Genomic DNA, 18,941 nt, shown 5'->3' on the forward strand with positions numbered 1-18,941 from the left:
TTCCTCGTGGCGGGCGACGGCCAATCCCAAACTGTCCAACCGGCTCTCCGCCAGGTTCCGATCCGCCTCAGCCCGGCTTAGGGCCCGTCCTGCATCCGCAACAGCACGGTCTGCATCGCGCCGCAGCGCCCGCGCATTTTTGTCTGCCTCTGCCTGAGCAAGCAGAAGCTTTTGCAATGTTTCATGTGCATCACGCGCGGCCTCCGCCCGTTGATTCGTTTGCTCTAGCCCCTGCTTGAGTACCTCTAAACGATTAATTTGCTGCAAACGAAGCGCGGCGGCCGAGGGCGCATCCTCCGCCCACGCCCGGAAACCATCCCACCGCCACAAATCGCCCTCTGGCGAGACGAGACGCTGGCCCGGCAGCAGCAGCGGTTGAAGCCGCGTGCCGTCGTCCGCGTCGACCAGACCAATCTGGCTCATCCGGCGGTTCAGAACGTCAGGCACCGAGACATGCGCCGTCAGCGGGGTGATCCCCTCGGGTAGCGGCTGGACCGTTGAATAGGCAGGTAAATATGCCCACCCCGAGGGCCCGTCCGCATCGACATCCGGGGCGCGCAGATCATCGGCCAGGGCAGCACCAAGCGCTTTCTCAAACCCGTGCTCGACCTGCAGGCGGTCCAGAATTTGACCACCCTCGGCGGTGTCACGCTCTACCAGCTTCGCCAGTGCACCAGCTTCGGCGCGAATGGCGTTCAGCTCGCCCTCGGCCTCTGACCGCTCGGCACGGGCATCTGCTTCGCGACTTTGGGTGGCAGCGCGGTCGTCCTCCGCCTTTTGCAAGGCTTCCTCGGCAGCGACAGAGGCCGCATGCGCCTGCGTCTCTGCAGCTTGGGCGGCGCTGAAATCGGCGTTTGCCTTCTCGAGTGCGGCGGCACTCTGCGCGACGGCGGCACGCGCTTTATCCGCTTCCGCTTCCGATCGTTGAAGCGTTTTGCGGTGATCGTTCAGCAAACGTTCGGCAGAGCTGTGACGCGCGACCAAACGGGCGACATCCTCGGTCAGCTTTGACAGATCCGCTTCCTGTTTTTCGAGCACGCCGGCGGCCTCTTTCGCGCGCTCTGCCGCCTCCGCGACCGCAGCTTCATGGCCCTCGCCCGCATCCGACAGGTCACGTTCTTCCCGCTCCAACCGCATGATCGTTTCTTCGGCGTCGCGGTTTAACTCACCTTCGCGGTCCAGATCACGGGTCAACTGCGCGATGCGTTTGGTCAAGGCGTCAATCGCGGCCCGGGCACGGTTTTCCTGATCGCTCAGGGTATCGCGCTGCACGCCAAGCCGCTGCACGATCGCGGCCGCGATCGCTTCTTCCTCACGCAGGGGCGGCAAAGCCTCTTCGGCTTTTTGCCGTGCTACAGTCGCCTGACGCACGGCTTTTTCCGCCTCGGCGGCGACGGCCATCTGGCTGCGCAGCGCTTCGGCCGTCGTTTGACGCGCATCCTCAGCCACGCGCCAGCGCCGATACAGCAGCACCCCTTCGGTCCGGCGCAGGGCATCCCCAATATCGCGATAACGCGCAGCCTGACGGGCCTGACGCGCCAATTGCGAAAGCTGACCGGCAAGCTGTTCAACCACATCGTCGACGCGCGCGAGGTTTGCTTCGGTACCATTCAGCTTCAGTTCAGCCTCGTGACGGCGGGCGTAAAGCCCCGAAATACCCGCGGCTTCTTCAAGGATACGGCGCCGGTTCTTCGGTTTGGCGTTGATCAGTTCCGAAATCTGGCCTTGGCGTACCAACGCTGGCGAATGGGCTCCCGTTGATGCGTCGGCAAACAGCATTTGCACATCGCGCGCGCGCACATCCTTTCCAGCCGCCTTGTAGGCGCTACCGACATCACGGGTGATCCGCCGGATGATTTCGATGCTATCACCGTCGTTAAACCCAGCCGGCGCGAGACGTTCGGAGTTGTCGATATGCAACGCGACTTCGGCGAAGTTCTTGGCCGGCCGAGAGGACGCGCCCGCGAAAATCACATCTTCCATACCCCCGCCGCGCATAGCAGTCGGACGGTTTTCGCCCATCACCCAACGGAGCGCTTCAAGCAGGTTGGACTTGCCGCAACCATTCGGGCCAACAACGCCGGTTAGACCATCCGAGATGATCAGATCAGTGGGGTCTACAAAGCTTTTAAAGCCTGTCAGCCTGAGTTTGGAAAACCGCAATGTTCGTGCCCGCCTGATTCTTATGGATAGCCAGAATTGCGGATCATCGGGTTTAGAGTCAACGCGACCCCGCTAGGTAGAGCGGGAAGTAGCCGCCTTATCCACAAGATATTGTTATTCTATGTCTGTTATCGCGTTCCCCTTTCGCTATGGTTGTTTGACGGTTCTGCCCCTCATCCGCAGTCCAGCTTCCCGACGGCAAGCGCTTGATCCCCCGCGACATGCGTGACCTCGCACCCGCTGACCTGCGCCATCGCCCGCGCCGCACGGTCGCGGATCGGGCCGAAGCGGGGGGCGTATTCCATATTGGTGCGTATCGCTTCAGCCTGATTGCCGTTAACGCGCACGTCAAAGTCGGATCCGTCCACCGTAATGGCAGTGGCAGGCAAGCCGCTGAAATGCGCGCTCGGCATGTTGCAGCCCGTGACAAACACCATCACCAAGGCGCACAGCAAGAAGGTAAGGAATCGCGTATCTCTCATCATATGCCCATCTAACGCGCAGCACCCTAAGCGAGCGTTAATGCGGACCAACATTTTTCAGAAAACAATCGCGTTGCCGCCCCGCCCCTCCGGTCATATAATTTGACCAATCCAAGGAAACGCCGATGCCCTTTCAGCCTATCGCCTCCGAAAAACTGTCAGCCGCTGTCGTAAGACAGGTTGAACAGCTAATCCTGCGTGGCATTCTGCGGCCCGGCGAACGGCTACCCGCAGAGCGGGAGCTGGCAGAGCGTCTGGCCGTTTCGCGCCCCTCGCTTCGGGATGCTATTGCCCAGCTTCAGGCCAGCGGATTGCTGACCGCAAAGCCCGGCGCCGGGGTCTATGTCGCCGATGTGCTCGGCAGCGCGTTCTCCCCTGCCCTGACAGAGCTTTTTGCACGTCACGACGAAGCCGTGTTCGACTATCTTTCGTTCCGCCGCGACATGGAAGGGCTGGCAGCCGAACGGGCCGCGCGGCTTGGTTCTGACACCGACCTTGGGGTCATTCAGGCAGTTTTCGACAAGATGGAAGCGGCGCACCAGAAGCGTAACGCAGATGACGAAGCGCAACTGGACGCGCAGTTTCATATGGCGATCACAGAGGCGAGCCATAACGTCGTCATGCTGCATATGATGCGGTCGATGTATGACCTGCTGCGTGGCGGCGTGTTCTACAATCGCGAAGTCATGTTCAAACAGCGCACAACGCGCACCGCGCTGCTGGATCAACACCGCGCCATCAACGACGCATTACAGGCACGTGATCCCGCCGCAGCACAAGCCGCGGTAGAGGCGCATCTGACCTATGTCGAGAACGCCCTGCGCGATCATCAAAAGGCCGAGCGTAATGAAGATGTCGCGCGACAACGTCTTCAACACGAGACAAACACCTAGCCCAACATAAAAAGGCCCCGGTCAATACCGAGGCCTTTTAAAGTCAGTTCGTTAAAACTTAGTGAAGCTTTGTGTCGACTTCTGCAATTGCACTGTCGATCAACGCATTGCCTTCCGCGGCTGTCATCTTCTTGGCGATAACATCCTTGGCAGCGGCAATGGCCACAACGACAGCTTGATCGCGGACCTCTTTAACGGCAGCAGCCTGAGCGGAGTCGATCTGCTCTTCGGCGGCGGCCATACGGCGCGCGATGGATTTCTCCAGGTCGGCACGTGCCTGATCCGCGGCTTCGTTCGCTTCGGCCTTGGCCGATGTCACGATACGGTCCGCTTGCTCTTTCACTTCCTGCTGCTTGCGTTCGTAGCTGGCAAGAAGCGTCTGCGCTTCTTCACGCAGCGCACGGGCTTCGTCCAGTTCGGACTTGATGCCTTCGGCGCGGCTGTCGAGCATGCTGCCCATCATCTTTGGCACTTTGAAATAGATCAAAACACCGACGAAAAGCAGGAAAGCCAGCAGGACGATAAAGTCCGAGTTGCGCAGCGAAAAGAACACGTCACCAGCTGCAAAAGCAGGGGAGGCGACCAGACCGGCGATGAGGGCTGAGAAGGTCAAACGCATGGCTTATCCTTTCATCCGGGCATCGACGGCCGCGGAAATTGTTTTCGCGTCAGCAGAGCCACCGACGGCGGCGACGATTGCCTCGGCGGTGTCTTTGGCGACAGCTTCAACGTTCTCCATCGCGGAGGCGCGGATTTCGCTGATCGCTTTTTCGGACTCGGCGGATTTTGCGGCGATCTCGGCGTCTGCCTTGGCAATCGCCTTGTCCAGATCGGCCTGAATGTCGGCTTTCGCGGCGGCGATGATCTGCTGTGCTTCTGCACGGGCGTCGATCAAGGCTTTGTCGTAAGCGGCCTCTGCCTCCGTCGCTTTGACCTTCAGGTCTTCGGCGGCGGCGATGTCATTGGTGATGGTGCACTGGCGCTCCGCCAGAACAGCGCCGATGCGTGGCAGGGCAACGCGCGACAGAATAAAGTAAATTGCGACCAGAGCGACGATAAGCCAGAAAATCTGGTTGCCGAACCAATCAATGCAAAGCTGTGGCATACCAATGGCGCTGCCAAATTCGTTGACACATGTGCCAGCGATTTCCCTAGTAATCGGTTCCGTCGCCATAGCGGGCTCCTGTCAAAGCGTGGAAGTCTTTCGGGCAGCGCGCCATAGCGCACTGCCCGAAGCGTAAGGACGTAGGTGTCTTAAGCTTAGACAGCGAACATCAGCAGCAGAGCGACGAGGAACGAGAAGATCCCCAGGGCTTCTGCAAAGGCGATGCCGATGAACAGAGTTGCTGTTTGACCAGCAGCAGCAGATGGGTTGCGCAATGCGCCAGCCAGGTAGTTGCCTGCAACGTTGCCCACACCGATGGCTGCGCCACCCATGCCGAATGCTGTCAGACCTGCGCCAATGAATTGGCCCATTTGTGCGAGTTCGCCTTCCATGTCATTTCTCCTTACAATGGAATTTTGGTGATTGGTCAGGCGGGAATATCCCGCCTTGGTGTTAGTGGTGCGGGTGCAATGCGTCTTTCAGATAAACGCATGTGAGGATCGCGAAAACATATGCCTGGATGAAGGAAACCAACACCTCGAGACCATACATTGCCGTGATCGCAAGAACCGAGAAGGGGGCGATGGCAGCAAGTGCCGCGAAGCCCGCGAAAACCTTGATCACGGCGTGACCTGCCATCATGTTACCCGCAAGACGGATAGAATGGCTGACCGGACGTACAAAGTAAGAGATCAGCTCGATCAGGGCCAGAACCGGACGCAGAGCCAAGGGCGCGCTGCTGACCCAGAACAGGCTCAGGAACGATGCGCCGTTCTTGACGAAACCCAGAATGGTCACACCGAAGAACACGGCAAAGGCCATCACGGCGGTGACCGAGATATGCGATGTCGGGGTAAACGCCATCGGCAGCAGGCCCAGGAAGTTCGAGAAGACGATAAACATGAACAGGGTCATGATGTAGGGGAAGTATTTCACCCCTTCTTTACCGCAGATATCCTCGACCATCTTGTAGATGAAGCCATAGGCCAGTTCAGCGACCGACTGCATGCGCGACGGGATAACCGACCGTTTCGACGTGCCCAGAACCAGCAGCGCAAAGATCGCCAGAACGGCAACGGCCATCCAGACTGTTGCGTTGGTGATCGTGTACCAGGATACAGCGCCGTCGCCAAAGAATGGCTTGACGATGAACTGATCCATCGGGTGAAAAGCCAAACCGCCTGTTTCTTCGCCGTGTGCTTCTGCCGCCATGTCAGGGCCCTTTTTCTTCATCGGCCACATCGGCCATCTTCTTTTCCTGGATTTCCTGCGCGGAGCGGAGCATCGTCTTCACCCCTGCCGCAAGGCCCAGCATTACAAACAGCACCATGAAAATCGGGAGCGTTCCTAAGAACCAATCCAACGAGTATCCGATGCCAAAACCGATCCCCAGACCGGCGCAAAGTTCGATCACCATCCGCCAGGCCAGCGATGCCTGGGAATAATGTTCATCCGCCCGGGGTTTTGGAGCCTGCGCCCGTTTGGCTGCTTCGATCTTTGCCTCAAGCTGCTTTAGCCGCTGCTGTTGGTCTGGATCGGTCACGCCAAAATCCCTGTTGGATGTGTTGCGCAGTAGCTACTTTCACACCGCTTCAGAGTCAACTCTGTTAGCCGACCACACAAGACACTGTAATCAAAAGATTTTACGCTCACCTATGGTTCATATTCAGGTGCAAACTCCCCGCACCCCTTGCAAATTCGCGCGACAATCATATTCAACCTTTTGGTTAAGCGTGATTTCCGCTACCTCATAACAACCGCCCCTACCCGCGCATCAAGGACATCCAGACAGCCGTGCCCCAACCGCCCGCCACACAGCTCGACGCGATTTTTGCCGCGCTCGCCGATCCCACGCGGCGCGCCATTCTGGCAATGCTTCTTGAGGATGATATGGCCGTCACAGACGTCGCCGAGCCCTTCGGCATTTCGCTCGCTGCGATATCGAAACATCTGTCGGTGCTGGAACGTGCAGGTCTGATCGTGCAGGAAAAGCGCGGGCGGCTCAAATGGTGCAAGCTCGAGCCGGCAGCCCTAAAGGCCCCGTCCGTGTGGATGCAGGGCTTCGGTCAATATGACCCGATCAATCTTGATGATTTTGAAAGGTTTCTGGCCGCCGAAATACGCGAAACGTCAGGGGATGCGGCGCAGAATGATCCGGAGACGTTGGAAGACTAGGTAAATAATGATCCGGAGACGTTGGAAGACTAGGTAAATATTGGCCCTCCTGCGACGAGGTTTTACACAGAAGGGCCAAACTTGATGTTATTAAATGACGCCGAACGCAAAGCGCAGGATCGCCAGAACAACAACAATCAAACCGATCAGATAAATAATGCTACGCATTAGAATAGTCCTTTTATAAACTTTATGTGATCTTAACGCTGGATATGTCGGATCGGTTCCCGCCCTTTTGATCAAACCGCTTTGGTATCGTCCCGCAACAGCAGATACAGCGCCACAATCGTCAGCCCGACGCCCCCGAAAACAAGCGGGCCGGGTGCGCCATTGCCCAATGCGACTTCCCACAGAATAACCCAGCTGGGCGTCAGATAGGTATAGGCCATCACCTTGGCCGACGGCAGCCGCAGGGACGCAAATTGCAGCAACACAAAAGTCGCGGCAGACGCCGCGATCGCGACGTAGAGGATGGTGATCCAGACAATCGCGGGCAGCGCGGTCCAGTCCGTCCCCAGCACATCGCGCCAGCCATAGATAAACAACAACACACCACCGGCGATCAGCGTGCCCAAGGTGAACACCACCGCCGGCTCTCCGCGGTTCAGCTTGCGCACCATCGGCGTATAAAGCGCATGGCTTACGCAGCCGACGAAATACACCGCTTCGCCATACCCGAGCTCGAACCGCCGCAGCGCAGCCAGATCAGCGCGAAAAATCACCCAAAGCGCGCCGACCGCACCGATGGCCAGCGCCAGCGCCATCCGCCCTGTCGTCACCTGCCGCAACAAGAGCCACCCAAACCCCGCAGCAATCACCGGCGTCAACGTAAACACCGCCGCCGCACTGACGGGGCGCGCGGTCTTCAACCCTTCAAACATCAACACGAAATAGACAGCGAAAAGCCCCCCAAGCACCAGATAGCGCCAAGGCGCGCGCGTGGCCCCTTTCGGCACCCCCGTCGTCGCAGCGACCGCCGCGGCAATCACCATGCCCGCGATCACGAACCGCGCCGCATTCAACGCCGTGGGCGAGATCAGATTGGCCGACAGCGACCCAAGCGAAAATGACCCTGCCACCAGAGCCGAAAATGCCAGCATCGCCAGATGCCCCTGCAGATCAGAACGCATCACAGCCCCGTCTTCACGGCTTTTTTCAGGTACGACAGCAAGGCCTGCACCTTGGGCGTGCGGTGCAGATCAACATGGGTGACCAGCCACAGCATCGAATCCCATTCCGGCAGATGCGGGTGCACCTCGACCAGATCGGGGTTGGCGCGCCCCTCGATCAGATCGACAAACCCAATCCCCGCCGCCTCCAGCACCGCAACGCGGAGCGCGTCTGCATGGAGACCACGAAAGGAGATCGCATGGGCGGGCACCACCTCGCGCATCCATTTGAAGAAGGGCGCACGCATCTGCGCGTCGTCATGGCCGACAAACCGATGGTTGCCATACTCCTCGACCCCCGACGGCATCCCAAAGGCCGCGATATAGTCCTTATGCGCGAACAGCCCCATCTGGAACTGATAGAAAGGCTGCACGACGTTGTCCGGCTGCTCGGGCACCTGCCCCGCACGGATCGCGATATGCGCCTCGCCATACTCCAGCCGGAACAATCGCTCCCCGGTCAGAAAGCGCAGGGTCACATCCGGGTTTTCCCTCTGGAACGCGACCAACAAAGGGGTCATCCAGCTTGAAAGCTCCATCAGAGAGGTCACGACCAGCTCGCCCGACACCGCTTCGCCGCGCCCCTTGATGCGACTGGCAAGCTGGCTGAACTGGTCATCCGTGGCAGAGGCCACACGCAGCAGATCCTCGCCTGCCTCCGTCGTTTTGTAGCCGCGCGCGTGCCGTTGGAATAGCTTTACCGACAACCGTCGTTCCAGCGCATCCACATGGCGGATCACCGTCGCATGATGGACACCCAGAACCTCGGCCGCGCCACTGACCGTGCCCATGCGCGCCACCTGATAGGCCGTCTTGATTTCTTCCCAATTGTCCATTCTCGGCCCCTCGTCTGCCCGACTGTGCATTATTGAACACATCACCCGCAGTTTCGCCAGTTGCGTTCGCACGAGCAAGGGTCATGTAAAGGGAAGAAAGTTAACACGAAAGGATATCCTCCCATGTCTATCTTGCGTATCGATTCCTCTGCCAACACCACCAGCTCTGTGACCCGCGGCCTCACCGACCGGATCATCGCGCAACTGGGCGACAATGATGTAACCGTCCGCGATCTGGCTCTCGAACCCCTGCCCCAGATCACTGAAACATGGGCCATCGCCCGCGCCACCCCCGAGACAGACCGCACGCCCGAGCAAAGCGAAGCGCTGGTTGAATCCGACAAGCTCGTCGCAGAGCTTCTGGCCGCCGACACTATCGTCATCGGCGCGCCCATCTATAACTTCAGCGTGCCCGCGTCGCTGAAGGCGTGGATCGATCTGGTCGCCCGTGTCGGCGTTACCTTCCGCTATACCGAAAACGGCCCCGAAGGTCTGGTCAAAGGCAAGCGCGTGATCGTGGCGATGGCCTCCGGTGGCGTGCCCGCCGGGTCCGAGGCGGATTTCAACACCGGCTATCTCAAGGCCGTTCTGGGCTTCATGGGCATGACCGACGTGACCATCGTGGCCGCCGACGCGCTGGCAACAGATGCCGAAGGCACCATCGCCCGCGCGAACGAAGCTGTGGATGCACTCAAAGCAGCATAATCCTCGGGCGGCGCGGCGGGTTGACTCAGACCCGCCGCTCGCCTAAACGATCCGCAATCTCCGGAAGCACCATGTCTTCCGGTCTCTGGCGCGGCCAGAGATCGCCCCCCACCAGCGTGTTACGCCCGTGGGGGCATTTGCGTATTCAACGCGGGCATCCTATCTGAGGGGCACCGCAACCGATCGAAGGGGGCCATGGCCCATGTTTGAGAATCTTTCCGAACGCCTCTCCGGCGTTTTTGACCGTCTCACCAAACAGGGTGCCCTCTCGGAAGAGGATGTGAAAACCGCCCTGCGCGAAGTCCGCGTCGCCCTGCTCGAGGCGGACGTGTCCCTGCCCGTCGCGCGTGATTTCGTCAAAGCGGTGCAGGACAAGGCCACCGGTCAGGCCGTCACCAAATCGATCACCCCCGGCCAGCAAGTCGTCAAGATCGTCCACGACGCGCTGATCGACACGCTGAAAGGCGAAGGCGAACCCGGCGCGTTGAAAATTGACAGCCCCCCCGCCCCGATCCTGATGGTCGGCCTGCAAGGCTCCGGTAAAACCACGACCACGGCAAAGCTCGCAAAACGTCTGAAAGACCGCGACGGCAAGCGCGTGCTGATGGCCTCGCTCGACGTGAACCGCCCTGCGGCGATGGAACAGCTGGCGATCCTCGGCGTGCAGATCGGCGTCGATACGCTGCCCATCGTCAAAGGCGAAAACCCCGTCCAGATTGCCAAACGCGCAAAGACGCAGGCATCGATGGGCGGCTACGACGTCTATATGCTCGACACCGCGGGCCGCCTGTCGATCGACGAAGAGCTGATGCGCCAGGTCGAAGCGGTGCGCGATGTCGCCAACCCCCGTGAAACCCTGCTGGTCGTCGATGGTCTCACCGGCCAGGACGCCGTGCAAACCGCTGAAAACTTCAACGACCGCATTGGCATCTCCGGCGTCGTGCTGACCCGTATGGACGGCGACGGCCGCGGCGGTGCTGCGCTGTCGATGCGCGCCGTCACCGGCAAACCCATCAAATTCGTCGGCCTGGGCGAAAAGATGGACGCGCTGGAAACCTTCGAACCCGAACGCATCGCGGGCCGTATCCTTGGCATGGGCGATATCGTCGCCCTGGTCGAGAAAGCGCAAGAAACCATCGAGGCTGAACAAGCCGAAAAGATGATGAAGCGCATGGCCAAAGGTCAGTTCAACATGAACGACCTGAAAATGCAGCTTGAACAGATGCTAAAGATGGGCGGCATGCAAGGCATGATGGGCATGATGCCCGGCATGGGCAAAATGGCGAAACAGGTCGAAGACGCGGGCTTTGATGACAAGATTCTCAAACGCCAGATCGCCCTGATCCAATCCATGACCAAGAAAGAGCGCGCCAACCCCGCGCTGCTTCAAGCCAGCCGCAAAAAGCGCATCGCCAAAGGCGCAGGCATGGAAGTGTCCGAACTCAACAAGCTCATGAAGATGCACCGCCAGATGGGCGACATGATGAAAAAGATGGGCAAAATGGGCAAGGGCGGCATGCTCAAGCAAGCGATGAAGGGCATGATGGGCAAAGGCGGCATGCCCGGCGGCATGGACCCGTCCCAGATGGACCCCAAAGCGCTGGAAGCCGCGGCCAAACAGATGGGCGGCAAACTGCCTGGTGGTCTGGGCGGAATAGGCGGCGGTGCGGGCCTGCCCGGCGGCCTCTCCGGTTTCGGGAAAAAGAAATGATCCGCGCTTCATTTTGCCAGATAAACTCCCGCCGGAGGCACCTGCCCTTGCAACGCGCCTTCCCCTTCGCCGTGAAAGGAGCCGCCGCATGACCGATCCTGTCACCCGCGCCGCCGAGGTTCTGAAAGAACACCGCGCCTCCATCGACCGTCTGGACGCGATCCTGGTCTATACTCTGGGCGAGCGGTTCAAACACACGCAGGCTGTGGGGAAACTCAAAGCCGAACACGACCTTCCCCCCTCTGATCCGGACCGCGAAGCGAACCAGATCAAGCGGCTCGAAGATTTGGCGAAAGAGGCTGACCTCGATCCCGAATTCGCCAAGAAGTTTCTGAACTTCATCATCGCTGAAGTCATTCAGCACCACAAACAACACCAATCATAGGTCCGGGCGCGTCCCTGACCCCAGTCTCAACTAAAGGAAACTACTTATGTCCATGAAAATTCGTCTCGCCCGTGGCGGTTCCAAAAAGCGCCCCTTCTACCGCATCGTTGCAGCGGACAGCCGCATGCCACGTGACGGCCGCTTCATCGAGAAGCTGGGCACCTACAACCCGCTGCTGGCAAAAGACAGCGAAGAGCGCGTGAAAATGGACGTTGAGCGCGTTCAATACTGGATCAGCCAAGGCGCGCAGCCAACCGACCGTGTTGCACGCATGCTGGAAGCCGCTGGCGTGAAAGAGAAAACCGAGCGGAACAACCCCAAGAAGGGTACCCCCGGCAAGAAAGCGCAAGAGCGCGTTGAAGAGAAAGCAGCCAAGGCCGCCGCTGCTGCCGAAGCCGCTGCTGCACCTGCAGAAGACGCCGCCGAAGAATAATCGGCACATCCCCCGGCGCGGTTCCTGCCGCGCCGGGGATTTCAGGTATATCCGACAGCCCGCATCTTTGCGCGTGCAGCCTGTCCGATGTACGTGGTACACGAAATGACACGTCCCGTCGCAGCGGCCTGCCCTCATCGGTCCCCTGCGCCCCGCCCCTGGACCAGATTGGAAGCTGACAATGTTTCGTCTTTTGCGCCTTCTTTTCATCCTCGGCATCGGTGTTGCCATCGGCATCTGGTTCGAACGCACCCTGATGAAATCGGAGTGCCGCGCGGGCGAGGGTCAGTGGACCGGTACAATTTGCTTAAACTCGGAGCTTTTGCAGTGAGCGATAAAATTTCGGTGGGCGCGATCTCTGGCGCATATGGTGTCCGTGGGGAACTGCGGATCAAAAGCTACTGCGCGGTGCCCGAAGATATCGAAAGCTACAGCCCGCTCTCTAGCGAGGATGGCACGCGCAGCTTCAACCTTGCGCTGGTGCGTCCGGTCAAAAACGGCTTTGTCGCGCGCATCACCGATGTCACCTCTAAAGAAGAGGCCGACGCCCTGCGCGGCACCGTGCTGTTTGCGCAGCGCGACCAGCTGCCGTCGCTGCCCGACGATGAATTCTACCACACCGACCTGATCGGGCTAGAGGTCTATGACACCGGCGGCACGCTGATCGGCAAGGTCAAGACCGTCCAGAACCACGGCGCTGACGATCTTTTGGAAACGCAGCTTGCGGGCAGCGCGCAGACCGTATTCCTGCCCTTCACCAAGGCGGCGGTGCCCACGGTCGATCTCGCCACGGGCCGCATCATCGCCGACCCGCCCGAGGGCATCCTGCCCGATGCAAAAGACGTCTAAGCCCGTACGAAAGGCCCGCATGACACAGGCCGCGATCACATGAGCACCCCTTCACGCTCCCACGGGCGGCAATCTGTCCGTCCGACGTTCAAGCCGCGCGAGCTGATGCAGGACACGCCCGATTACGCCGGCGTCTGGCGGGCCGAGATCGTGACCCTCTTCCCCGAACTGTTCCCCGGTGTGCTGGGGGCTAGCCTGACGGGCCGCGCCCTGCAAGAAGGCACATGGCAGCTGCGCACCCATGATCTGCGCGGCTACGGCGTAGGCAAACACCGCAATGTTGACGACACCCCCGCGGGCGGCGGCGCAGGTATGGTCATGCGCGCCGATGTCGTCGGCCCCGCGATCGAGGATGCAATGGCCGGTGCCGCCGGACGCTGGCCTATCCTTTATATGTCTCCGCGCGGGCGGCGGTTTGATCAGGCGATGGCGCAGGATCTGGCCACCTGCTCCGGCGTGACCATCCTTTGTGGCCGTTTCGAAGGCGTCGACGAGCGGGTGATCGACCATTACGGCATCACCGAAGTCTCCCTTGGCGATTTTGTCATGACCGGCGGAGAGTTGGCCGCGCAAGCCATGATCGACGCCACCGTGCGGCTCTTGCCCGGTGTCTTGGGCAATGCCGACAGCGTGGTCGAGGAAAGCCATTCCTCTGGCCTGCTGGAACACCCGCAATACACCCGCCCCGCCAAATGGAAAGACCGCCCCATTCCGCCGGTTCTCATGTCCGGCAACCATGGCGAAATTGCCAAATGGCGGCAGGCCCAGTCAGAAACCCTGACAGAACAACGACGCCCCGACATGTGGGCGACATATACGTCCAAGAAGTGACCCCCACGGAAGGCAGACCATGACAGACCTGACCCGCACCCTTGATCACGCCCGCATTGATGAGCTGCCGAACCCCTATTTCGGCAAGGTGCGTGACTGCTACGACCTGCCCGACGACCGGCGCATCCTGATTTCCTCTGACCGTATTTCAGCCTTTGACCGTATCCTCACCTCCATCCCGTTCAAGGGTCAGGTGTTGACCCAGACCGCGCGGTTCTGGTTCGACAACACCTCCGACATCTGCCCCAACCACGTGCTCGACTACCCCGACCCCAATGTGGTGATCGGCAAGCATCTGACCATCCTGCCCGTAGAGTTCGTCGTGCGCGGCTATCTCGCCGGCTCCACAGGGACATCGGTGCTGACGCTATACAAGAAAGGTGAACGGGAGATGTACGGCCACCGCTTCCCCGATGGCCTGCGCGACAATCAGGCGCTGCCCGCGCCGATCATCACCCCCACCTCCAAGGAATTCGACGGCGGACACGATGCCCCGCTAACCGCCCAAGAGATCGTGGACCAAGGGCTGCTGACCCAGGCGCAATGGGACCAGATCAGCGACATCGCCCTGAAACTCTTTGCCCGCGGTCAGGAAATGGCGGCGAAAAACGGGCTGATCCTCGTGGACACAAAATATGAATTCGGCACTGATGCGCAGGGCAATATCCTGCTGGCCGATGAAATCCACACCCCCGACAGCTCGCGGTTCTGGCTCGCCGAAGGCTATGACGCCGCGCTGGAAAACGGCACACGCCCGCCGTCCTTCGACAAGGATGTGATCCGGTCCTGGGTCGATGCCCGCTGCGACCCCTATCACGATGACATCCCCGAAATCCCCGCCGACCTGATCGCCGCCACCTCGCAAGTCTATATCGACGCGTTCGAGGCGATTACCGGCCAACGTTTCGTCCCCGATCTGGAGGGCGACACCGTGCTGGACCGCGTGCGGCACAATCTGCGCCCCTATTTCACCGGCTGAAAACATGCGCGCGTACGGGTGATACGCTCTTGATCTGAAGGGGCATCCCGCCTATACGACGCGCAAGTCTGGAATCGCGCACGTGCGGCTCCAGTCTTTTCTGCATCCGCAGATGACAAGCAAAGATGACCCTACCTTCGATGGGACGCCACGGCGGGCCCGCCAGACAGACCGAAGCTATTGGATCGCACAAAACTTCGTGGACTAACCGCGAGCATTCATAGGAGACGATCAGATGAACCTGATTGCACAGATCGAGGCGGAACAAATCGCCGAACTGGGGAAAGAAATCCCAGACTTCCGCGCCGGTGACACCATCCGCGTGGGCTTTAAAGTGACCGAAGGTACACGTACCCGCGTTCAGAACTACGAAGGCGTCTGCATTGCACGCAACAACGGCCACGGCATTGCCGGTTCGTTCACCGTGCGCAAGATTTCCTTTGGTGAAGGCGTAGAGCGCGTATTCCCGCTGCACTCCACCAACATCGAAAGCATCACCGTTGTCCGTCGTGGCCGTGTGCGTCGTGCGAAACTGTACTACCTGCGCTCGCGTCGTGGTAAGTCGGCACGTATCGTTGAAAACGTACACTACAAGCCAAAATCTGGCGCGAACGCGTAAGGAGAGCTGTCATGAAACCCGATACACACCCCGATTACCACACCATCAACGTCAAAATGACAGATGGCACCGTTGTGGAAATGAAATCGACCTACGGCAAAGAAGGCGACCAACTGGCGCTGGATATTGACCCCTCCGTGCACCCTGCATGGAACGGCGGCACATCCCGCCTGATGGATACCGGCGGCCGCGTGTCCAAGTTCAAAAACAAATACGCAGGTCTGGGCTTCTAAACCCTCTCCATTGCGGAATTCAGAGATGGCGTGCCCTCGCGGGCGCGCCATTTTTCGTTTCACGACTGTGGCTTAGCCCGAGGTGCGACATCGCGTCCTTGCCCAAGGGTCAGGTCACATTTTACGGAACAAAGCGGCGGCTGTTTAGGTTTTAGAAAGCAACTACGGCCCATAGTCTTCTCAGCCCTCCACGAAAGGTTCGCTGATGCCCGCTTTCCCGCTCTCTTCCCCACCCCGACCGCCTCGCGGTGCCAACAGCGGCAAGGCCCCGCGCGCGCAGGCTGATCCCGCCCCCCTCCCGGCCGAGGATTTGACCGCGGCCCGTGATCTGGTCGCCCGTGGTTGCTATGCCCAAGCACTGGTGCTTGCTGGCGCGCTAGAACGTCTGCACGGGCCTCATGATGCGCTGACCCAGATCGCCGCTGATTGCCGCGCCCATCTGGATGTGACCCAGGATACCGCCGTCGCGATCGACACCGGCGGCATGGGTGCGCACACCCCGCCGCTGCGCCGATCGGGCTAGCAGGCACTGCGCTTGCACGGCGCGTTCCTGCGGGTGAATTTCGCAACAATAACCACAATCTAGAGCCACAAACGCTTTCAAAAGCGCCATCGCTGCCATATGGTTTTTCCCAATGTGACCCCGATAAAAACGGGGAGTGAAAGGGACAAAAGGCAATGGCGCATATCATCGTCGTCGGGAATGAAAAAGGCGGGGCGGGGAAATCCACCGTTTCGATGCATGTGGCAACAGCCCTTGCACGAATGGGGCATAAGACCAGCGTGCTGGATCTGGACCTGCGCCAGCGCACCTTCGGGCGCTATGTCGACAACCGTAAATCCTTCCTCGCCAGTGCCGAGCTCGACCTCCCCTCGCCCGAGATGCACGAATTGCCAGAGATCGAGGCAAGCAGCCTGCAGCCCGGCGAAAACATCTATGACCATCGCCTCAGCGCCGCCGTGGCAGAGCTTGAACCGACCTCCGATTTCATCCTGATCGACTGCCCGGGGTCCCACACCCGTCTCAGCCAGGTGGCGCATTCGCTGGCCGACACGCTGATCACGCCGCTGAACGACAGCTTTATCGATTTCGATCTGCTGGCGCGCACCGACGCTATGGGCGACAAGATCACCGGCCCCTCCGTCTATTCCGAAATGGTCTGGAACGCGCGGCAGTTGCGGGCACAAGCGGGCCTTGCCCCGATCGACTGGATCGTTGTGCGCAACCGCATGGGCGCGCAGCGCATGGTGAACAAGGACAAGATGGAACGCGCCATCGCCAACCTGAGCAAACGCATCGGGTTCCGCATTGCCCCCGGTTTTAACGAACGCGTCATCTTCCGCGAGCTCTTCCCCCGTGGCCTGACCCTGCTCGACCTCAAGGATATCGGCGTCAAGCAGCTGAACATCTCGAATGTCGCGGCACGGCAAGAGCTGCGCGACCTGATGAAAGCGCTGGACCTACCCGGCGTCGACATCAACTTTTGAACCTGCGCGCGGGGGCATGTGCCCCCCTTTGCCCTCTGCCCCCCCCCGACAGCCCGCTGTCAGCCCGCGCTGCCCTGTCCCGCTGCCAGTTTGACCAGCAACCGCTTCAGCGTCTCCCGCTCCGCCGCCGTTAAATCCGCCGTCAAACGCGCGTCATAGGCCTTTGCCACCTCGTAAAGATGCTCATAGGCCGCGCGACCCTGTGTCGTCAGGGACAGCATCTCGGTCCGCCGGTCCTGATCCCCGCGCAGCCGCGTGACGAACCGCCGCTCTGTCAGCTTTTGCACCGCACGGCTGATCTTGGTCTTATGCATATTCGCCCGCTGCCCGATATCGCTGGCCGTCATCTCGCCATAAAGCCCCAGATGAAACAGCACCCGCCACTCGGTCCGCAGCATCCCGTAGCGATCTTTATAGGTGCGCTGAAACGCCAGACTGCTCGCTTCCGCTGCCTGATTTAGAAGGTAGGGCAGGAAATGGGTCAGCTCGAAATTCTGGTCTGGCATCAGGGCAATCGCTTGTTAGTTACACAAAGGACTATTACCAACGAAGCAGATTTTGCAAGGTAGCTTTCCCGCACCCGCAGCGACACGCAAGGAACACCGATGACATTGCTCACCTCTTGGGTTGAAAGCGCGAACAGCGCCGACACCGACTTCCCGCTCAACAACCTGCCGTACGGTGTGTTTTCCACCGACACGCTCGAACCGCGCTGTGGCGTGGCAATCGGGGATATGGTGCTCGACATGGCCGCGGTAGAGGCCGAAGACCTGATCCTGCTCCACTTCGATCCTGTCTTCGATGTGCCCTACTGGAATGACGTCATGGATCTGGGCCCCGACGCATGGGCCACCCTGCGCGACCGCCTGACCGACCTGCTGGCAACCGGCAGCCCCGACCAGGCCAAGGTCGCCCCGCATCTTGTCCCCATGGCTGACATCCGCCTGCACATGCCGATTGTCGTCTCGGAATACACCGATTTCTACGCGGGACGGCACCATGCGACCAACGTCGGCACCATGTTTCGGGGCGCGGAAAACGCGCTGCCCCCGAACTGGCTGCACATGCCCATCGGCTATAACGGCCGCGCCTCGACCGTTGTCGTCTCCGGCACCGACATCCGGCGGCCCAACGGGCAGATCAAACCGGCGGACGCCGAGACCCCGTATTTCGGCCCCAGCCAACGCCTTGATATCGAGCTCGAGATGGGGGCCATCGTCGGCACCTCCACCGATATGGGCGACACCCCCAGCGTGGCCGAAGCGGACGAGATGATCTTTGGCTATGTGCTGCTGAATGATTGGTCTGCGCGCGACATTCAGGCGTGGGAGTATCAACCGCTCGGGCCGTTTCAGGCCAAGGCCTTCGCCACCAGCATCTCTCCGTGGATCGTGACGAAAGCGGCGCTTGAACCCTTCCGCGCCTCCACGCCCGAGCGCGAGGTTGATCTGCTGCCCTATCTGGCAGAGCCGAAACCGATGCTATATGACATTGACCTGTCTGTGATCATCCAGCCCGATGGCGGCGAACAACAGGTCATCGCGCGTACCAATTACAACACGATGTATTATTCCGCCCCGCAACAACTGGCGCATCACGCGGCGTCGGGCTGCGCGATGAACGCGGGCGATCTGCTCGGCTCCGGCACCATCTCCGGCCCCGACAAAGATGCCCGCGGCAGCTTGCTCGAACTCAGCTGGGGCGGCGCGGAGCCGATCGCGCTGAACGATGGCACCACCCGCAGCTTTGTGCAGGACGGGGATACGATGATCCTGACCGGCCACGCCGCAGGCGACGGCTATCGCATCGGCTTCGGGGCCTGCGCCGGTACGATCCTGCCTGCGAAACCCACGCCATAACCGCGCTTCATTTTGCCAAATAAACT

25 protein-coding genes are annotated in these 18,941 nt (G+C 60.2%); 15 read left to right on the forward strand and 10 right to left on the reverse strand.

The features are described 5' to 3' along the window. Together B3849_RS00735 and B3849_RS00740 are read right to left on the reverse strand one after the other, a co-directional pair. Nucleotides 1-2,163, reverse strand: a 2,163-nt coding sequence (locus B3849_RS00735; RefSeq protein WP_286779699.1) for a chromosome segregation SMC family protein, incomplete at its 3' end; no start/stop codon positions are given. Between the two features lie 173 nt (nt 2,164-2,336). Beyond that, nucleotides 2,337-2,645 carry a hypothetical protein gene (locus tag B3849_RS00740; protein ID WP_340251519.1) on the reverse strand — a complete coding sequence of 103 codons (309 nt, stop codon included), beginning with the start codon at nt 2,643-2,645 and terminating at the stop codon, nt 2,337-2,339. Between the two features lie 125 nt (nt 2,646-2,770). Here B3849_RS00740 and B3849_RS00745 point away from each other — a divergent pair, with 125 nt between their 5' ends. Next, nucleotides 2,771-3,538 carry an FCD domain-containing protein gene (locus B3849_RS00745; protein WP_009825350.1) on the forward strand — a complete coding sequence of 256 codons (768 nt, stop codon included), beginning with the start codon at nt 2,771-2,773 and terminating at the stop codon, nt 3,536-3,538. A gap of 58 nt (nt 3,539-3,596) precedes the next feature. Here the strand turns inward: B3849_RS00745 and B3849_RS00750 are convergent, their stop codons facing one another. The 5 genes from B3849_RS00750 to B3849_RS00770 form a co-directional block, all read right to left on the reverse strand. Continuing rightward, complete coding sequence (locus B3849_RS00750) at nt 3,597-4,157, reverse strand: F0F1 ATP synthase subunit B (protein ID WP_278424410.1); 561 nt, start codon at nt 4,155-4,157, stop codon at nt 3,597-3,599. Between the two features lie 3 nt (nt 4,158-4,160). Then, entirely contained in the window at nt 4,161-4,712 is a 552-nt protein-coding gene (locus B3849_RS00755; RefSeq protein ID WP_278424411.1) for a F0F1 ATP synthase subunit B', read from the reverse strand. Between the two features lie 86 nt (nt 4,713-4,798). Continuing rightward, on the reverse strand, nt 4,799-5,035 hold the full coding sequence (locus B3849_RS00760) for a F0F1 ATP synthase subunit C (protein WP_005849971.1): 237 nt from the start codon (nt 5,033-5,035) through the stop codon (nt 4,799-4,801). A 61-nt stretch (nt 5,036-5,096) separates the two neighbouring features. Next, a complete protein-coding gene (locus tag B3849_RS00765) occupies nt 5,097-5,855 on the reverse strand; it encodes a F0F1 ATP synthase subunit A (RefSeq protein ID WP_237277710.1) in 759 nt (252 codons plus the stop codon). A 1-nt stretch (nt 5,856) separates the two neighbouring features. Next, nucleotides 5,857-6,186 (reverse strand): AtpZ/AtpI family protein, encoded by a 330-nt coding sequence (locus B3849_RS00770; protein ID WP_005849975.1) that lies wholly within the window; start codon nt 6,184-6,186, stop codon nt 5,857-5,859. Between the two features lie 251 nt (nt 6,187-6,437). Here B3849_RS00770 and B3849_RS00775 point away from each other — a divergent pair, with 251 nt between their 5' ends. Continuing rightward, on the forward strand, nt 6,438-6,818 hold the full coding sequence (locus B3849_RS00775) for an ArsR/SmtB family transcription factor (RefSeq protein ID WP_278424438.1): 381 nt from the start codon (nt 6,438-6,440) through the stop codon (nt 6,816-6,818). A 239-nt stretch (nt 6,819-7,057) separates the two neighbouring features. Here the strand turns inward: B3849_RS00775 and B3849_RS00780 are convergent, their stop codons facing one another. Beyond that, nucleotides 7,058-7,948, reverse strand: coding sequence for a DMT family transporter (locus tag B3849_RS00780; protein ID WP_278424412.1), 891 nt, complete (start codon nt 7,946-7,948; stop codon nt 7,058-7,060). After that, nucleotides 7,948-8,823, reverse strand: a complete 876-nt coding sequence (locus B3849_RS00785; protein ID WP_005849981.1) for a LysR family transcriptional regulator — start codon at nt 8,821-8,823, stop codon at nt 7,948-7,950. Before B3849_RS00785 ends, B3849_RS00780 begins: the two co-directional genes overlap by 1 nt. A gap of 123 nt (nt 8,824-8,946) precedes the next feature. On the opposite strand from B3849_RS00785, the gene B3849_RS00790 reads away from it, so the two are divergent. The 12 genes from B3849_RS00790 to B3849_RS00845 all read left to right on the forward strand — a co-directional run bounded on the left by B3849_RS00790 (nt 8,947) and on the right by B3849_RS00845 (nt 17,056). Beyond that, nucleotides 8,947-9,528 carry an FMN-dependent NADH-azoreductase gene (locus B3849_RS00790; protein ID WP_005849982.1) on the forward strand — a complete coding sequence of 194 codons (582 nt, stop codon included), beginning with the start codon at nt 8,947-8,949 and terminating at the stop codon, nt 9,526-9,528. Nucleotides 9,529-9,730: 202 nt separating this feature from the next. Then, a complete protein-coding gene (gene ffh / locus B3849_RS00795) occupies nt 9,731-11,239 on the forward strand; it encodes a signal recognition particle protein (protein ID WP_005849983.1) in 1,509 nt (502 codons plus the stop codon). Nucleotides 11,240-11,327: 88 nt separating this feature from the next. Next, on the forward strand, nt 11,328-11,624 hold the full coding sequence (locus B3849_RS00800; RefSeq protein WP_005849985.1) for a chorismate mutase: 297 nt from the start codon (nt 11,328-11,330) through the stop codon (nt 11,622-11,624). Nucleotides 11,625-11,670: 46 nt separating this feature from the next. Continuing rightward, nucleotides 11,671-12,057 carry a 30S ribosomal protein S16 gene (rpsP, locus tag B3849_RS00805; protein WP_005849986.1) on the forward strand — a complete coding sequence of 129 codons (387 nt, stop codon included), beginning with the start codon at nt 11,671-11,673 and terminating at the stop codon, nt 12,055-12,057. 181 nt (nt 12,058-12,238) lie between these two features. Further along, the gene (locus tag B3849_RS00810; RefSeq protein ID WP_278424416.1) at nt 12,239-12,388 is read left to right on the forward strand and encodes a hypothetical protein; all 150 of its coding nucleotides are present in this window, start codon (nt 12,239-12,241) and stop codon (nt 12,386-12,388) included. Next, the gene (gene rimM, locus B3849_RS00815; protein ID WP_005849988.1) at nt 12,385-12,906 is read left to right on the forward strand and encodes a ribosome maturation factor RimM; all 522 of its coding nucleotides are present in this window, start codon (nt 12,385-12,387) and stop codon (nt 12,904-12,906) included. The genes B3849_RS00810 and rimM overlap by 4 nt, the downstream gene beginning before the upstream one ends. Nucleotides 12,907-12,945: 39 nt before the next feature. After that, on the forward strand, nt 12,946-13,737 hold the full coding sequence (gene trmD, locus B3849_RS00820; protein ID WP_278424417.1) for a tRNA (guanosine(37)-N1)-methyltransferase TrmD: 792 nt from the start codon (nt 12,946-12,948) through the stop codon (nt 13,735-13,737). 19 nt (nt 13,738-13,756) lie between these two features. Continuing rightward, the gene (locus B3849_RS00825) at nt 13,757-14,716 is read left to right on the forward strand and encodes a phosphoribosylaminoimidazolesuccinocarboxamide synthase (RefSeq protein ID WP_278424418.1); all 960 of its coding nucleotides are present in this window, start codon (nt 13,757-13,759) and stop codon (nt 14,714-14,716) included. Between the two features lie 235 nt (nt 14,717-14,951). After that, on the forward strand, nt 14,952-15,335 hold the full coding sequence (rplS, locus tag B3849_RS00830) for a 50S ribosomal protein L19 (RefSeq protein ID WP_005849991.1): 384 nt from the start codon (nt 14,952-14,954) through the stop codon (nt 15,333-15,335). 11 nt (nt 15,336-15,346) lie between these two features. Beyond that, the gene (gene rpmE, locus B3849_RS00835) at nt 15,347-15,568 is read left to right on the forward strand and encodes a 50S ribosomal protein L31 (protein ID WP_278424420.1); all 222 of its coding nucleotides are present in this window, start codon (nt 15,347-15,349) and stop codon (nt 15,566-15,568) included. Nucleotides 15,569-15,773: 205 nt separating this feature from the next. Next, nucleotides 15,774-16,091, forward strand: coding sequence for a hypothetical protein (locus B3849_RS00840; protein ID WP_278424421.1), 318 nt, complete (start codon nt 15,774-15,776; stop codon nt 16,089-16,091). A 155-nt stretch (nt 16,092-16,246) separates the two neighbouring features. Next, entirely contained in the window at nt 16,247-17,056 is an 810-nt protein-coding gene (locus B3849_RS00845) for a division plane positioning ATPase MipZ (RefSeq protein ID WP_005849997.1), read from the forward strand. A 59-nt stretch (nt 17,057-17,115) separates the two neighbouring features. Here the strand turns inward: B3849_RS00845 and B3849_RS00850 are convergent, their stop codons facing one another. Next, nucleotides 17,116-17,562, reverse strand: coding sequence for a MarR family winged helix-turn-helix transcriptional regulator (locus B3849_RS00850; RefSeq protein ID WP_132998177.1), 447 nt, complete (start codon nt 17,560-17,562; stop codon nt 17,116-17,118). Between the two features lie 99 nt (nt 17,563-17,661). Between B3849_RS00850 and fahA the strand changes: the two genes are divergently transcribed. Beyond that, entirely contained in the window at nt 17,662-18,915 is a 1,254-nt protein-coding gene (fahA, locus tag B3849_RS00855) for a fumarylacetoacetase (protein WP_278424423.1), read from the forward strand. The last annotated feature ends 26 nt before the right edge of the window (nt 18,916-18,941 follow it).

The organism is Sulfitobacter sp. UBA4523 (assembly GCF_002388305.1).
In the GTDB taxonomy this organism is placed as follows: domain Bacteria; phylum Pseudomonadota; class Alphaproteobacteria; order Rhodobacterales; family Rhodobacteraceae; genus Sulfitobacter; species Sulfitobacter pontiacus.

Coding starts and splice junctions, on each gene's coding strand:
- B3849_RS00740 (WP_340251519.1), bottom strand. CDS start 2,645: ATGAGAGATACGCGATTCCTTACCTTCTTGCTGTGCGCCTTGGTGATG.
- B3849_RS00745 (WP_009825350.1), top strand. CDS start 2,771: ATGCCCTTTCAGCCTATCGCCTCCGAAAAACTGTCAGCCGCTGTCGTA.
- B3849_RS00750 (WP_278424410.1), bottom strand. CDS start 4,157: ATGCGTTTGACCTTCTCAGCCCTCATCGCCGGTCTGGTCGCCTCCCCT.
- B3849_RS00755 (WP_278424411.1), bottom strand. CDS start 4,712: ATGGCGACGGAACCGATTACTAGGGAAATCGCTGGCACATGTGTCAAC.
- B3849_RS00760 (WP_005849971.1), bottom strand. CDS start 5,035: ATGGAAGGCGAACTCGCACAAATGGGCCAATTCATTGGCGCAGGTCTG.
- B3849_RS00765 (WP_237277710.1), bottom strand. CDS start 5,855: ATGGCGGCAGAAGCACACGGCGAAGAAACAGGCGGTTTGGCTTTTCAC.
- B3849_RS00780 (WP_278424412.1), bottom strand. CDS start 7,948: ATGCGTTCTGATCTGCAGGGGCATCTGGCGATGCTGGCATTTTCGGCT.
- B3849_RS00785 (WP_005849981.1), bottom strand. CDS start 8,823: ATGGACAATTGGGAAGAAATCAAGACGGCCTATCAGGTGGCGCGCATG.
- B3849_RS00790 (WP_005849982.1), top strand. CDS start 8,947: ATGTCTATCTTGCGTATCGATTCCTCTGCCAACACCACCAGCTCTGTG.
- ffh (WP_005849983.1), top strand. CDS start 9,731: ATGTTTGAGAATCTTTCCGAACGCCTCTCCGGCGTTTTTGACCGTCTC.
- B3849_RS00800 (WP_005849985.1), top strand. CDS start 11,328: ATGACCGATCCTGTCACCCGCGCCGCCGAGGTTCTGAAAGAACACCGC.
- rpsP (WP_005849986.1), top strand. CDS start 11,671: ATGTCCATGAAAATTCGTCTCGCCCGTGGCGGTTCCAAAAAGCGCCCC.
- B3849_RS00810 (WP_278424416.1), top strand. CDS start 12,239: ATGTTTCGTCTTTTGCGCCTTCTTTTCATCCTCGGCATCGGTGTTGCC.
- trmD (WP_278424417.1), top strand. CDS start 12,946: ATGAGCACCCCTTCACGCTCCCACGGGCGGCAATCTGTCCGTCCGACG.
- B3849_RS00825 (WP_278424418.1), top strand. CDS start 13,757: ATGACAGACCTGACCCGCACCCTTGATCACGCCCGCATTGATGAGCTG.
- rplS (WP_005849991.1), top strand. CDS start 14,952: ATGAACCTGATTGCACAGATCGAGGCGGAACAAATCGCCGAACTGGGG.
- rpmE (WP_278424420.1), top strand. CDS start 15,347: ATGAAACCCGATACACACCCCGATTACCACACCATCAACGTCAAAATG.
- B3849_RS00840 (WP_278424421.1), top strand. CDS start 15,774: ATGCCCGCTTTCCCGCTCTCTTCCCCACCCCGACCGCCTCGCGGTGCC.
- B3849_RS00845 (WP_005849997.1), top strand. CDS start 16,247: ATGGCGCATATCATCGTCGTCGGGAATGAAAAAGGCGGGGCGGGGAAA.
- B3849_RS00850 (WP_132998177.1), bottom strand. CDS start 17,562: ATGCCAGACCAGAATTTCGAGCTGACCCATTTCCTGCCCTACCTTCTA.
- fahA (WP_278424423.1), top strand. CDS start 17,662: ATGACATTGCTCACCTCTTGGGTTGAAAGCGCGAACAGCGCCGACACC.